The 15121-nt window shown below is 49.4% G+C and carries 8 protein-coding genes; 4 read left to right on the top strand and 4 right to left on the bottom strand.

What is annotated here, in order from left to right:
• Window positions 1–272 precede the first annotated feature (272 nt).
• The 4 genes from G5229_RS19995 to G5229_RS20010 form a co-directional block, all read right to left on the bottom strand.
• Entirely contained in the window at window positions 273–2489 is a 2217-nt protein-coding gene (locus tag G5229_RS19995) for a DEAD/DEAH box helicase (RefSeq protein WP_247824043.1), read from the bottom strand.
• The gene (locus G5229_RS20000; RefSeq protein ID WP_075114266.1) at window positions 2461–3756 is read right to left on the bottom strand and encodes an ATP-binding protein; all 1296 of its coding nucleotides are present in this window, start codon (window positions 3754–3756) and stop codon (window positions 2461–2463) included. Before G5229_RS20000 ends, G5229_RS19995 begins: the two co-directional genes overlap by 29 nt.
• The gene (locus G5229_RS20005; protein ID WP_421210193.1) at window positions 3749–6505 is read right to left on the bottom strand and encodes a TerB N-terminal domain-containing protein; all 2757 of its coding nucleotides are present in this window, start codon (window positions 6503–6505) and stop codon (window positions 3749–3751) included. The genes G5229_RS20000 and G5229_RS20005 overlap by 8 nt, the downstream gene beginning before the upstream one ends.
• 439 nt (window positions 6506–6944) lie before the next feature.
• Entirely contained in the window at window positions 6945–8081 is a 1137-nt protein-coding gene (locus G5229_RS20010) for a Fic family protein (protein WP_421210195.1), read from the bottom strand.
• Between the two features lie 720 nt (window positions 8082–8801).
• Here G5229_RS20010 and G5229_RS20015 point away from each other — a divergent pair.
• The 4 genes from G5229_RS20015 to G5229_RS20030 all read left to right on the top strand — a co-directional run bounded on the left by G5229_RS20015 (window position 8802) and on the right by G5229_RS20030 (window position 14789).
• Entirely contained in the window at window positions 8802–9812 is a 1011-nt protein-coding gene (locus tag G5229_RS20015; RefSeq protein ID WP_201952323.1) for a substrate-binding domain-containing protein, read from the top strand.
• Between the two features lie 91 nt (window positions 9813–9903).
• Window positions 9904–12030 (top strand): alpha-galactosidase, encoded by a 2127-nt coding sequence (locus tag G5229_RS20020; RefSeq protein WP_201952320.1) that lies wholly within the window; start codon window positions 9904–9906, stop codon window positions 12028–12030.
• Window positions 12031–12084: 54 nt separating this feature from the next.
• Window positions 12085–13362, top strand: a complete 1278-nt coding sequence (locus G5229_RS20025) for an MFS transporter (protein ID WP_201952317.1) — start codon at window positions 12085–12087, stop codon at window positions 13360–13362.
• Window positions 13359–14789, top strand: coding sequence for a glycoside hydrolase family 32 protein (locus tag G5229_RS20030; RefSeq protein WP_201952314.1), 1431 nt, complete (start codon window positions 13359–13361; stop codon window positions 14787–14789). Before G5229_RS20025 ends, G5229_RS20030 begins: the two co-directional genes overlap by 4 nt.
• The last annotated feature ends 332 nt before the right edge of the window (window positions 14790–15121 follow it).

Consider the following 15121-nt stretch of genomic DNA (forward strand, 5'->3'; position numbering starts at 1 on the left):
TAATTAACCATCTAACCATTAGCGAAAATAAACCTACGAATGTGGGGTTTAGGTTGATTAGGTGGCTTAAACAATGATTAACCAATTATTTTTAATTGCCGTTATTCAACGGCAAACGATCCACAGTCACACCGCTGGCATATTCTGGTTAACATGCAACACCTGAAGTGACAAGGCTCATCGACGATGTGTGCTCCATGTCACCTGTAGAAGCGGTACGAGTACAGTGATCTACTATTCGGAATAGCTATTTAGCCAGTTTAGTAGAAAAATTATTTTCCATGCATGAGTATGACCTTCTTACATATTCCTAATGCACCTTCCAGATCCAACCTAAGTGAGGAGAATGACTTACGCAAAATTCTATCAGGAAGTGCCCAATCCCACTTTTCTCGATTTAAGTTTCGGACTCCGTCCAGTAGGTCTGTCGATAGTACATGTGAGTCTTTAATGCTGACTATAACATTCAGCATTTTTTCTTTGCTGCAATTAATTAAGATGTAAATGCCTTCATTAACAGCATCAATATCATTTTTTTGCATCAACAGAACAAACGCATCATGTGCAATATCACTGGACCACGGGAACAGCTGTACGGAATTATCGCCCAATTCAATCAATGTAGTCGAGTCAAGGTCAAAGCGTTTAAAGTTTTCTCTTGCTTCGGACAGTAGCTCTTTTGCTCTGGTATCAAGAAATGGAACATCAAAGCCACCAGCAAGCACATTGCGCATTTCAACCCTGACTATTTCGTGAACAGTGGCCAAGCAGTTATCGAAGACAGGAGGAGTCCCTCCTTTTGAGGGGGCCACAAGTATAAATTTCTTTTCTTCATTCACTTCGAGAACTTGCCAGCGGCGACCGGCAAAAATGATCTTCTGGCCTGTAATCAGAGGCCTGCTTATCGGGATCAACCCAACCTGAGTAGAGGCGCAGATCAGCCGGTATTCCTCATCACTGACAAATGATGCGTAGAATTCGTGATTGTTAACGAGTTTTTCGCCTACTTCACCGTGCAGCAGCAAACCTGATGAGTCCTGTTGTATCAATTTCAAGCGGCCCATCTGCTTGAGAAGCCCAATAAAGTCATCAGGTGTGAATCCTTCAAAAGGCGCACCAGGGGAGAGCAGACTATGCCAAAGGTCTCTGGCCATGATGCCGCCGCGCTCACTGATAACAGAAAGGATCTGTTGAACTAGAGTTGAGGCGTGCAAGCCACCAGCAAGGGGAGGCTCAAACCAACCACCGATCAGTAGCCTGACCATGGCGATAGTTTGGATCAGGTCCTCACGTAGTGAATCTGAGATACTTGTATTGGGGGAGAGTTCGCGCTCGATGATGTAGCCGCGAAGGATTGCGGACTCTCCCTTACGGCGTCCGGACCTACCAAGACGTTGCCGCAATGAAGACACCGCAGGTGGTCGACCGATTTGGCAAATACTTTTAACGGAGCCAATGTCGATCCCGAGCTCCAACGTACTGGTGCAAATCGCTGTCGCTGGCACATCACCCGACTTCAAAGCCTGTTCCGTTTCTTCACGATATGTTTTCGACAAACTGCCGTGGTGTGCCCAGAACTGGTTTGGGACCTTATCTTGTTCGCAAAGGCGACGTAAACGGTCTGTGTACTTTTCAACGTTCGATCTGGAGTTGGGAAATACCAGGTTGTTTGACCCGCGGAGTACACGATACAAGTCGTTACTGATGGCTACATAGGGAGATGTTGGGTCGTCTTCATCTCGTTCTTCGTCTGGTTCCGTTTTACCTTCGAGATAGCCTTTGATGAGGACCTTTAGCTCCTGGCCACCATCCTTTGACTCGATGAGCTGGACGCTATCAGGTAGGGAAGGGCGCAAGAATTTTGCCGCGAGCGACATATCCCCGAGAGTAGCAGAGAGCCCAACGCGGGGGACCTGACGACCGATGGCCAGCTCAACACGATGCATCAGGGATTGGATCTGTTTTCCTCGCTCAAAGCCGATGAAGGCATGCAGCTCATCAATCACGATGTACTTGATGTTGGCCATCATCCCAGGGATGGATGACCCCCGATTCACAAAGAGGGCCTCCAGGGATTCAGGGGTGATCAACAACACCCCATTGGGACTCTTCAAGAACTTCTGCTTCTTGCTGTAGGCGATATCACCATGCCAGCCAGTAACAGGGATCTCCAACGAGTCACAGAGCTCGTTGAGCCGTCCCCATTGATCATTGATCAGCGCTTTGAGAGGACTGATGTATAGAACCGTAGCGGGCTCGGGGCTGTTCAGTAGCACCGTGAATATCGGCAAGAAGGCAGCTTCAGTTTTACCCGCAGCAGTGGCAGCAGCGATGATCACGTCTGTATCTGCCCCCAATAATGCCGGTATCGCCCGCTCTTGCGCATCACGAAGAGAGGTCCACCCCTTTTGCCACACCCAGCGCCGGATCCGCTCATCCAGCCGTTCAAAATGTCGGGAGTCAGAGCTGGAACGAGGTGAATTCATCATCGGGCTCCACTGCCAATTCTAACTCCGCTCCCTGATCAGATTTGATGTCAGTAAAGCCAATGAGCTCTTTCCAGTTTGCATCAGGGTTCTGCTCTAGGACGGCCAGCAGGTTCACAAAGGCGGTGATCGTCGTTCTGGGGGTTCTGAAATAGCTTTCCCCCAACCGGCTCTCACAATGGGCCATAAATGCCGGTAACGCTTCGTCTGGCAATGTGTAACGGGTTTCATCACCACAGGCATAGACATGCCGCAACTTCTCAAGGAGAACGTAGAAATCCTCAGGGGTCAGGCTTGAGAGGCGCAGTACTGGCCCTGAGTAATCCACCAGCCCATCCTGAGCAAAGCTGTTCTCGGCCAAACGGGATTGCAGGGCTGAATAGCTGAAGAGGCCGCGTCGGGTGTCCATCAAAAACTCGGGAGTGCCGCCAAGGATGAACCCGAGCCCGACCGACGTCCCTTGCAAGGAGTCATTGAGGATCCGCAGGATTTGTTCGTAGTTGGAGTTGCGAGCCTGGGTGTTGGCAAGCTTATAGAGGTTCACCATCTCATCAAGGCATACCAGCAAGCCTGAATAGCCTGCCAGCTGAACGAAACGGGCCATCAGCTTGAGCTGATCATACATGGTGGCATCATCAACGATGGTCCGGACACCCAGCGCTATGCGGGCATCGGTCTTGGTTGAGAATTCGCCCCGAAGCCATCTGATGGCGTCATGCTTCAGCTGGTCATTTCCATCTTGGAACCCTTTGCAGTAGGCGGCGATCACCTCGGCAAAGTCATAGCCATTGACCATCTCGGCTAGATCTTCCAGCTTCTTCCGGATGACCGCTTCAGGTTGTGAGCCATTCGCCTTGGCTTCATTTTTCGCCTGAGCGATGAACTTCTCCACTACACCCGCAAGTGCACCGCCATCAGGTTTCGTGCGGGTGGACATATTCTTGGCGAGCTCAGAATAGAGGGAACGCGCTTGGCCGCCGCTGGCATGCAGTCGGCGATCGGGATTGAGATCGGCGTGAACGGTAACAAGCTGCTTCTCAAGCGCGATTGCTCGCACAAGGTTGAGAAGGAAGGTTTTACCGGCACCATACTCCCCGACAACGATCCTGAATGATGAACCTGTATCGGCAACGCGATTGATGTCTGTCATGAAGGCGTCAATTTCGTTTTTGCGGCCAACTTGGATGAGATGCTGACCCACCTTGGGCACGACACCCGCTCTTAAGGATTGGATGACGGCGTCACGCTCTTTTGGCCTGATTTTACTCATGAGGAATTTGCTCCAGAAGGTCAGTGTTCAATTCAATGGTGTCATCACCCTCGATCAGCATTTCATCAAAGTGATCGAGCATGGCTTCATTAATTTGTTCAAGTGCACCATCGAGCATCAGGCCCATGGTGTTGGCAAGTGCAGACAAATCATCACGAGCCCATTCCGGACGGGCAAGCAGAGCCCTGAGGAATTGGCTTAGGTCATCATCAAGGCCAAATAGAGAACGAGTGTCCCCAAGGGTTGTCGGCTCGTCCGCTTGATCTGATGACGCTTCTGTCTTGGCCTGTTGTGGCTGGTAGATATCATCATGTTCACCATCATTCTCTGTAAACACGGATGCAAGCATTGCAGTGACTTGAGAGGTCTCCTGTTTGAGCTGTGCCACCCGAGCCATATCCAAACTGGAGGCACTGCCAGTAGCCTTGGTCACGCTGCCAGATTTGCTCGTTGATACGATCCTGGCCTCATTTGAATGGAGGTCTGAGTAGACCTGTTTCACATCCAAAGAGATCAGCTTATACAGCTGCTCCAGTACCTTCACTTTGGCTGGGGTGATCGAGTTGTCAGCTTTCACAAAGGCGACGAGCAGCTTGCCGACTAATGCCTTTTGTTCACCATCCAAGGCATCGATGGCTTTCTTTACGATCGACAGGGTAGGAGGTGCCTGAGTGCCCAGTAGCGCTTTTGCGATCAGTCGAACTGATTGAGAGTGGGTCAGGAAGTTCATTGAACCGATCTGCTCCTTGAGGAAAGCGATCGTGACTTCCGATTTATCTTCGTCGGTATTCAGGACAACACAGGCCAGATCTACAAATGCGGACACAGTATCCACACTGCTCTGATTTTTGTTCAGCGTCTCTTGCGGATTTATCGGATAGATGACAACAGGCTCGTCTCCCTTCGGGCGCTTATTGCTTCCCTCTGGGTGAGGCTCGATGCTCATATGGTGGTGAGCCAAGATGTTAGCCAAACCTTCATACTGCGCTTTATTGAGGCCTCCCGTGCTGTTGATGTTGATACGCGCTGCAAGGTCAGACCAAGGCAGGAGCATGGCATCAACACCAACAACCTCTGCCAGCGTCACGAACGTTTGTTTCATGGCTGTTGGCCAATACTGATATGGCAGATGAAGCAAAGCTTCCAAGGTGTTTTCTGCCCCAACATTTCTCCCTAGATACCGGCTATATGGCTCAAGCAAGGAGGTGCAAAGGTCAACAACCTTACTCAGCTTTCTGATGTATGGCTGCGAGAAGGAGACATCAGATAGATTGGTGACGCAGCGCTCAATGAATTGGCTGACGGCATAAGAAGACGGCGCATAGGAAACCTCGACACGGGATTTGAGCTCTTTCAGTTTGATGCCATCGCCATACTCCCGTTTATAGGTGTCGATGAACATAGCCTTGAAGATATCAAAGCAGCGCTGCGCGGGGGTCCGTAAGGAAATTGTCGGGGTACAGGTCGCCCAGAGCAAAGCCCAATCGGCAGGAACCGGCTTGCCGTCTCTAACCAGTTGCCCGAGGCAGATTTTCAGCGAAATAGGGACGTGGTAGCTGAGCGGATCGGCCTCTTGTGCGGGGAAAAGGTAATATTCCTTGCTGATGTTCTTCGCCATCCCATATTCGAGAAAATTGGTGGCATATCTTGTGAAAGAGGGGTGCGCCGAATAGATGGTCACCAATCTGGCTATTTCGGCAAGAATAAATGGCATCTCTCTTTTGGCTAGCTCGTCTCTTTTGGCATCAATAAAATACCGGCGCTCAAGGCCATAGAAAAAGATGAAAACAAACCCAATTGCGACGTCGGGGTCTTTGCGCCCATTCGCAATCCATTGCAAATATCTTTTCTTGGCGTCGGCAGTGAGATTTTTATAGCTCGGATAATATCCATGCAGAGGAAGATCTGAGGGCGCATCTTTGATGGTAACAAGGGCTTGTGGATCGATAAGTGATGGCTCTTCAAAGAGGCCTCCATCCAGCCTGGTGTTGCCGACATAAAACATACCGCCGCTAATTTTGAGACCAGCAAGAGTGATCTCTTCACCTGGGGACATCCAGCGGCCAACCATGCAGGGCCCCGCAGGCATTAGCTCAGAAGAGGTGAAGAGTACGTTTTGCTCAGAAGGCACAACGGATGGGCTGCGTTCTCCGAATGAAAAAGATATGCTGAACTCGGGCGCGGGTAGTTCCGTATCGTTATCTGTCAGGGACAAAACAGTAAAAACATCGTCATCAAAATCAAGGGAGGCTGGTGGCGCATCAATAGCTGGATCTGGCTTTGTCTTGGCAAAAGAGTTTGCATCCAAGGTCGTGGGCTCAAAAGGGGTTGATACTCCAGAAATCATGAGGTCAGAGGCCGATACCTTGATCAGATCTTCAGTGTTTGGATTCGGTTGTTGGTGTGGTAACGCCTCTGGTTGCATCTTTGTATCCGCGTTGGCTATAGCTTTCGAATGACTGGGGGCATGTGATGGCGTGAAAGCTGCCCTCGGCGGCTCTCGATGCACTGGTGAAGTGTGCTTAGTTGGATGAGGTGTGGCTGTAACTGTTGGTTTTTCTGGTTTGTCGGTGGTTTTTTTGTAACGGTATGTGAAAAAAAGAAATAAAACGCAGAATGCACCCACCCAAAATTGCCAAGGAACCGCTTTAATAGCTTCAATTATCTTGATAGTAATAAAGATGACGATGGCAAGTATAATTAGATAAAAATCTCCAAGTTTCTTTGATGTCCGCCTTTTCCTTGCCATTTATTCTCTCCAAACAGTAATGCTTCAGCTAAGTAAAATCACTAAATTAAATAGCTACCTTAAAGTGTGATGTGCCTAATGATAAAGTTCACGTATACACGAGTAAAGGTTCTATCACCTGAAGATGTTCACTCTGTGAGGATAGATTAGTGATTTCTTACGGGACCCTTAGGATAGCTTGAACAGCAAAATGAGAAGTATTTTCATCATGTGCTCGAGTGATCTTGCAAAATAGAGCGAACTCTGCTTGCTCTTTCGGTGTGATGAATAAAGATGCGGGGCGTTCTTGCCCAAATCGATGCTTCGGGATGGAACTAACTGAGAAGGCGAGAATCCGATCGGCACTCCCCCCCTACAAGTTAGCATTCATGGACAAGGTGCAAGTGTCTGGCTCTATGGGGCAAATCCAGTAATCACCCACCTCATATTATAAATTGGCTTACTTTTCAGGTGTCAATTTGAGCCGATATCGTGTGTTTCTGCCTCCACCAGGCTCTTTTTCTAGGCAGTTTTTTTCCAGTAGATCAGTAAGATGGCGCGTGGCTGTAGATTTGCTCACCTGAGCAATAATTTGATACTGACTGGCACTAATGCTCTGCAAACAGCGATCATCATCACTGCCTATCAAATAGTTCAGGATCATTACCTGTTCAGGGCACAATTGGTCATTAGCGTGTTGCTGCCAGAAACGTTGCCGGGCCAGAGTTTGGGTGCATGATTGTTGTGCCTGTTCCAGCGTGACGTTGAGTGTGTCCAAAAACCAAACCAGCCAAGGGGTGATATCCAGACCACCTCTCTGGGTCTGCTCCAGAGCGCGATAGTAATCAGCTCGACGCTCAAAAATCACTGTCGAAATTGCATACAGACTGATGCTCTGGTTGTCGGCCTGAGAGAGTGCAAGATCGGTGAGGGCTCGGCTAATCCGTCCGTTACCGTCATCAAACGGATGTAACGTGACAAACCAGAGCTGACAGATGGCGGCTCGCAGTAATGGATCTAGGCAGGGATCATCGAAACTGGTATTGAACCAGTCGATGAAAGTGGCCAATGCCTGCCCTAGTCCCTCACGTGGTGGGGCTTCGAAATGCACGATGAGTCGATCACGTGCTCCGGATATCACCTGCATCGGCTCATCACCACGCAGCTGGCCAACGCGTATCTGATGCGATCTCCGGTCATCTGCGGGAAAAAGCCAGCGATGCCATTGCAGCAGGCGTTCAAGCGTCAACTGCTCATCGCTGCTAATTGCATCCACAATCATGGCGGCCAGCCCCTCGGATCTAACTGAGGTAGGGTAGTGTGACTGCTCCACTATCCCGAGGCGACATGCCAGAGATGCACGTAACGACTGCGCGTTCAGTTGCTGATTCTCGATAGCTGAGGACGCGACGATATTGGCCAGCAGCGTATCTAGGGCATGTGTCTGATGCGCCAGTGTTGTGCTGTGAGCTGATAAATGAAGGCCCTGGAGTAGTCCCAGATTGCGGTGTGCCAGACGTAGCCTTGGCAGTAACTGCTTATCTTGCCAGCAAAAATGTGGCCAGTCCTCGTGTTGCCAGATCCAGTCTACTGTCATCGATAACCTCGTTGATTATGTGTCGCGGGCAAGCAGTGCAATGCCAAAAATGAGCCGAATTGACACCTTATTCGGCTCACGGTATGAACCGATAATAGCCCTCATTCGGCTCATTCCACAACTCACAGCGCTGATTGACAACTGGCTGGGAACACTATTGATAGGCCAGGATTGCTTGACCAATTCCGTAAAACAGTTACCTCTGCGGTGACTGGTTTATGGCATCGGATCTCGGCTTGTAAAGACTTACTCTTCGTGCAGTTATTCAGCAGGGACAGCCTACTGCTTGATCCATGCATGCATGCAGGCTGTGGTTGGATACCCCGGTTTATCGTGCAACGGTAGTCACCGACCACACGTACTCTATGACTTGTTTAATCGCTTCGATTCTGATTGTTTCCGGATAAGGCTGGCAGATCATACATCACCAATAGTTGCCTCATTCAAGGCTGTGAGGTTTTTAAAGTACTGGGGGCGATTCAGGGATACCTCCACTGATACCGGTAAACTCCGCTAACATCGGTGCAATATGGTAGAGTGGTATCTCGAATTGCTAATGAAGTTTCTCGGATTTTCAATTAGATATGAATTATAGGTGAGAGTTTTTCCAGCCTTTACCAAGCTAGCTTTCTGTCTTCACTACCCACGGAAACTATGGCGTGACAAGAACGAACATCTGAGAACACAGCCAAGAGCGATTAGTTAACAGCAGGAGAAGATATGTCACTTAAGGCTATTGCTGCCGAACTCGGAATTTCTGTCACCACTGTCAGCCGAGCGCTTGGTGGGTTTTCTGATGTCTCGGCAGAGACCCGTATGCGTGTGGAGATGGAGGCACAACGTCGGGGTTACCGTCCAAACACCCAAGCAAGACGACTTAAAACTGGGAAAATTGATGCGGTTGGCTTTGTGTTTCCTGAACATGCCGTACCATTTAACAGCAGTGTGTTCATGGATATGGTCAGTTGTATAAGCCGTGAACTGGCCAAGCATGATATCGACTTACTGCTGATAGCTGATGATGAGGGGGCTGACAGTCACAGCTATATGCGTTTGGTCAAAAGCCGCCGGGTTGATGCTCTGATTGTGGCTCACACGTTGGACAACGATCCGCGCCTGATACACCTTCTTGAGGCTGGCATACCGTTTCTGGCTCTCGGAAAAGTGTTGTCCGGTCTTCCCTGTGCTTGGTTTGACTTTGATAACCATGCGGGCACGTGGCATGCCACGCAGCATCTCATTGCACTTGGGCATCAGCGAATTGCATTACTTAGTGAGGATAGTTCCCGGGCCTATGTCATGGCTCGACGCCAAGGTTGGCGAGATGCCCTAAGTCTACATAGCTTGCCTGAGACTTGGCTACGTTTAATTACCCCTACACGACGCGCTGGTTACCAAGCTGTGAACGAGCTAATGTCACTTCCACTTCCCCCTACCGCCATTATTACCGATAGCGACTTGAGTGGTGACGGTGCAGCCATATCGCTGTTGCTTTCTGACCATCTATATGGAGAGCATGCAGTCTCTCTAGTTGTCTACGACGGTTTGCCACAGGACAGTATCATAGAATTGGATGTGGCAGCCGTTCTTCAGTCAACAAGAGAGCGTGTCGGCCGTCAGGTTGCTGACATGATACGTAAACTCATCACAGATGTTTCTCCGGAAACGCTGCAAGTGCTCTGGCAGCCGGATTTTAATCCGGGTAAAACAGCCCTTCCCCCTTCGTCTTAGTTTTAACCAGATCACACATCCGAAACGTTTTGGTTGATGGCCGAAACGTTTCGGATCAACAGTAGGACATACTCGAAAACGGAGATGTCTTATGGAACCGACGTACCGCAGGCTGAGCAGCCCCCACTCAAACCTGATTATTAAAACTCACCCTTATGCCGAGATAGTTTGGTGGGGATCCGCTCTGCAACACTTTAATCCAGATGACTGTATTAGCCTCGAAAGACCGGTTGCGAATGGTCGTCTAGATATAGACACGCCGTTGACCTTAATGGCTGAGAACGGACTAGGACTTTTTGGCTCTCCAGGGCTGGAGGGACACCGAAATGGTCTCGATGCATCGCCAGTGTTCAGAACCGTCAGAGTCGAGCAGATCGGAGAAGTACTCACTCTGACGAGTGAGGATTCGGTGGCGGGCCTACGGATGGTGAGTGAGTTGATACTGACATCTTCAGGCGTACTGAAAATGCGGCATGCCCTAACGAACCTCCGTGAAGGGGATTGGCAGGTTAATCGTTTCGCGATCACTTTACCTGTGGCTGAGCGAGCGGGAGAAGTGATGGCCTTTCATGGACGCTGGACACGCGAGTTTCAACCGCACCGGGTCCGACTAACACATGATGGTTTTGTCTTAGAAAACCGCCGGGGCAGAACGTCCCATGAGCATTTTCCAGCGCTGATTGCAGGTACTCCTGGCTTTTCTGAACAGCAAGGTGAGGTGTGGGCTGCACATCTGGGCTGGAGCGGAAACCATCGCATGAAATGTGAGGTCAAAACTGACGGGCGACGTTACCTTCAGGCGGAAGCCTTATGGATGCCTGGAGAGAAAGCACTTAAGCAGGATGAAACCCTGTATACCCCTTGGTTGTACGCCTGCCATTCCCCTGATGGTCTCAACGGCATGAGCCAGCAATATCACCGTTTTTTGCGTGATGAAATCATTCACTTCCCTGATCAGAAACCTCGTCTGGTGCACCTCAACACTTGGGAAGGTATTTATTTTGACCACAACCCTGACTACATCGCGCAGATGGCTGAGCGCGCAGCAGCACTTGGTGTCGAGCGATTCATTATCGACGATGGCTGGTTCAAAGGGCGCAATGATGATCATGCAGCCCTAGGTGACTGGTATCTAGATGAACAGAAATATCCAGATGGGCTAATGCCAGTGATTAATCATGTGAAATCTCTTGGCATGGAGTTTGGAATTTGGCTAGAACCCGAAATGATCAATCCAGACTCTGACCTCTTTCGCCTGCATCCCGATTGGGTGCTATCAATGCCGGGCTATACACAACCAACCGGAAGACACCAGTACGTTCTCAACCTGAATATTCCCGAAGCTTTTACATACATTTATGAACGTTTTTTATGGCTACTGGGCGAACACCCTGTTGACTATGTGAAGTGGGACATGAACCGTGAACTTGTCCAAGCGGGGCATGAAGGTCGTGCAGCGGTGGACTCACAGACCAGACAGTTTTACCGGCTATTGGAGCTTTTGAGAAAACGTTTCCCTCGAGTTGAGTTTGAATCCTGTGCTTCTGGTGGCGGGCGTATCGACTTTGAGGTGCTTGCTCGCACACATCGTTTTTGGGCTTCTGATAACAATGATGCCTTAGAGAGATGCACCATACAGCGTGGGATGAGTTACTTCTTCCCTCCGGAGGTTATGGGAGCACACATTGGTAGCCATCGTTGCCATGCCACCTTCCGGCAACACAGCATTGCTTTTCGCGGCTTGACGGCTCTTTTTGGGCATATGGGCCTAGAGCTGGACCCGGTGACAGCAAGTGAAGACGAATCTGCTGGTTACTGTCGATATGCTGCGCTCTACAAAAAATGGCGTCAGCTTATTCACACCGGCACGTTGTGGCGGGTTGATATGCCAGACGTTGCAACTCAGGTTCAAGGCGTCGTGAGCTCAGATCAAACGCAGGCGCTTTTTCTCGTGAGTCAGCTCGCGATGCCTGATAACACCTTACCGGGAACCCTGCGTATCCCGGGGTTGGAAGCGCAGGCCCGTTATCGCCTCCACGTTGTTGATCATCCCGATCTTCAACTGGTTGGTGAGGGGGGGCATACCATGCGTAGGTTGCCAGAATGGATGTGCCAGAACACCGAGGTCTGCGGAGAATGGCTAGCACTGGCTGGTATTCAGCTTCCCATACTGGATCCGGAAAGCGCCATGCTAATAGCTCTTGAGCGTTTGGCATAATAAGACCTGGGCCGGTCTCGGCCCTTTCTATTCTATCCCGAGAGGATAAAAATAATGAATGCGCCTAGTACTCATAAGAAAAAGGATTTCTGGATTTTCGGCCTGTTCTTTTTTCTCTACTTTTTCATTATGGCAACCTGTTTTCCATTTCTACCTGTTTGGTTGTCTGACGTTGTTGGATTAAGTAAAACAGATACCGGAATTGTTTTTTCATGCTTGTCATTGTTTGCAATTAGTTTCCAGCCTCTGCTGGGGATTATCTCAGATCGTCTTGGCCTAAAAAAACATCTGATGTGGCTCATTAGCCTGCTTCTGGTACTGTTCGCCCCTTTCTTTCTGTACGTGTTTGCTCCGCTCTTGCGGTTTAGCATCTGGGCTGGAGCTCTGAGTGGTGGATTATATATCGGCTTTGTTTTTTCAGCTGGGGCCGGTGCCATTGAGGCGTATATTGAACGTGTCAGCCGCAGCAGCGGGTTTGAATACGGTAAGGCTAGGATGTTCGGTTGTCTAGGATGGGCTCTCTGTGCCACCACGGCAGGACTACTCTTCAACATTGATCCATCCCTGGTGTTCTGGATGGGTTCAGGCTGCGCGTTATTGCTGGTTCTTTTATTGGCGTTGGCGCGTCCAGGAACCAGTCAGACGGCGATGGTCATGAATGCGTTGGGCGCGAACTCCCCCGTGATTTCCGGAAAAATGGTATTTAGTTTATTTCGTATGCGTCAGATGTGGATGTTTATGCTCTACATGATTGGAGTTGCCTGCGTTTATGACGTTTTTGACCAGCAGTTTGCTACATTCTTCCGATCCTTTTTTGATACACCAGAGGAGGGGATTAGAGCATTTGGTTTTGCCACTACGGCTGGCGAGATTTGCAATGCCATCATTATGTTCTGTTCTCCTTGGGTGATTAACCGCATCGGTGCTAAAAACACGTTGATTGTTGCTGGACTGATTATGGCTATCCGCATCACTGGGTCGGCCTTTGCTACTACAGCAACTGAAGTAGTTATCCTGAAAATGCTACATGCTCTAGAAGTGCCATTCCTATTGGTCGGCGCGTTCAAGTATATCTCAGGTGTTTTTGATATCCGGCTATCAGCATCTATTTATCTGATCGGCTTTCAATTCTCAAAACAATTGGCAGCGATATTCCTCTCAATCTTTGCAGGTCACCTGTATGACAGTATTGGATTCCAGAGCACCTATCTGGTACTGGGTGGAATCGTCTTGGCTGTTACCGTCATATCTATATTCACCCTGAGTAATTCCCGCAAATCGGTAACTTCTTCAACAGAACCTACAATAGAACTTAAGGAGGTCCGCGTATGAAACAACGTATTGCGACTGCACACTCTGCACTTGATTCACTCCTTAGTCATCGCGGTGTTACTTGGTATCCATCATTTCATTTGGCTCCTCCAGCCGGGTGGATGAATGACCCGAACGGGCTTATATATTTTGGTGGACGCTATCATGCGTTTTATCAGCACCACCCTGCAAGCGAGCATCAAGGATCTATGCACTGGGGACATGCCACCAGTAAAGATATGCTGCACTGGCAACACGAACAGATTGCACTGGCTCCAAGTGAAGAATATGACAGAGATGGGTGTTTCTCTGGTTGTGCTGTGGACGATAATGGAGAGTTGTCGCTGGTCTACACTGGCCATGTCTGTCTGGAAGAGCGAGGGGATGACAGTCTTATCCGTGAGGTGCAGTGTTTAGCTACTAGTCGTGACGGAATTAATTTTGAAAAACAGGGATGTGTGCTGACCCCACCGGAAGGAATCATGCATTTTCGTGATCCGAAGGTCTGGCGGGAGAATGGATTTTGGTGGATGGTTATTGGCGCACGAGATGCTTCTGATACCGGTCAGGTACTTCTATATCGCGGTACGTCACTGCGGGACTGGCATCTGGAACGGGTACTAGCGCACTCGGCCTCTGGGTCAAGCTATATGTGGGAATGCCCGGACTTCTTCCACTGTGGCGACCACCACTGGCTAATGTTCTCTCCACAGGGGATGAAAGAGGAAAAATTCCGATTTCGCAACCGTTTTCAGAGTGGTGTGTTGCCTGGTCACTGGCAACCTGGAACTGCATTTGCCGTAACCGGTGAATTCGAAGAACTTGACCACGGGCATGATTTTTATGCTCCGCAATCTTTTGTCGCTGATGACGGCAGACGAATCATAATGGCTTGGATGAACATGTGGGAGTCCCCAATGCCTACCAAGCGCGAAGCGTGGGCGGGCTGTTTGACACTACCGAGAGAGCTTTATGAACGCAATGGGCGTTTGTGCCAGCGTCCTGTCAAAGAAGTTCAGTCTCTTCGTAAAGCCCGCCAGCCGCTACTATTTGAGAAGCTTAGCGGTACACATTTGCTCACTGAAGATGCGAATGCTGTAGAGCTTGAACTGACTTGGCATACCGGCGACAGTCAAGCAGAACACTATGGAATCCGTTTGGGGGAAGGGCTCCGGCTCTATGTAGATAACCAAGCTGGACGGTTGGTACTCTGGCGTTATTACCCGGATGAGGGACTGGATGGTTATCGCAGCATTGCTCTGCCTGATGGGGTTCATCTGACACTTCGTGTTTTCCTGGATCTCTCGTCTGTGGAGGTATTTGTTAACGATGGGGATGCGACCTTGTCCAGTCGTATTTACCCGCAGCCAGGAAAGCGCCAGTTGTCGCTGTATTCAGCGCATGGAGAAACTGTATTGATGGGCGGCTCTCTGTGGACGTTGGCTTGAAAAATGGTACTGCTGCTAAAAGCGGCAGTATATTTGGTTCAATAATGCTGAAATAGTTAGTTTGATGAGCCAAATATAAATGTCGTGAGCAGATTTATATCAAAATCGAGAGAAATATTCAGGTGCAGCAGTGGGTTACTGATTTGTGCCGTAGAGAGTGACTGTTTTTAAACATATAGATATGGCTCATTCCTTAAACCTAAAATGTAAACAATGGCCCATCATCTCATTCTCGTGGAGCAAGGACAGAATGATAGTTCTGTACAGGTCAACTATGTCTTATAGGTTGCACCACTGACTGTGGTGCATGTTTTCCATTTATCTATCAAGCA

Origin of the sequence: Aeromonas sp. 602396, assembly GCF_049173735.1 — a bacterium.
GTDB lineage: Bacteria > Pseudomonadota > Gammaproteobacteria > Enterobacterales > Aeromonadaceae > Aeromonas > Aeromonas veronii_A.

Excerpts from the sequence above, each read along its gene's own strand:
- G5229_RS19995 (WP_247824043.1), bottom strand. The coding sequence starts at position 2,489 with ATGATGAATTCACCTCGTTCCAGCTCTGACTCCCGACATTTTGAACGG.
- G5229_RS20000 (WP_075114266.1), bottom strand. The coding sequence starts at position 3,756 with ATGAGTAAAATCAGGCCAAAAGAGCGTGACGCCGTCATCCAATCCTTA.
- G5229_RS20005 (WP_421210193.1), bottom strand. The coding sequence starts at position 6,505 with ATGGCAAGGAAAAGGCGGACATCAAAGAAACTTGGAGATTTTTATCTA.
- G5229_RS20010 (WP_421210195.1), bottom strand. The coding sequence starts at position 8,081 with ATGACAGTAGACTGGATCTGGCAACACGAGGACTGGCCACATTTTTGC.
- G5229_RS20015 (WP_201952323.1), top strand. The coding sequence starts at position 8,802 with ATGTCACTTAAGGCTATTGCTGCCGAACTCGGAATTTCTGTCACCACT.
- G5229_RS20020 (WP_201952320.1), top strand. The coding sequence starts at position 9,904 with ATGGAACCGACGTACCGCAGGCTGAGCAGCCCCCACTCAAACCTGATT.
- G5229_RS20025 (WP_201952317.1), top strand. The coding sequence starts at position 12,085 with ATGAATGCGCCTAGTACTCATAAGAAAAAGGATTTCTGGATTTTCGGC.
- G5229_RS20030 (WP_201952314.1), top strand. The coding sequence starts at position 13,359 with ATGAAACAACGTATTGCGACTGCACACTCTGCACTTGATTCACTCCTT.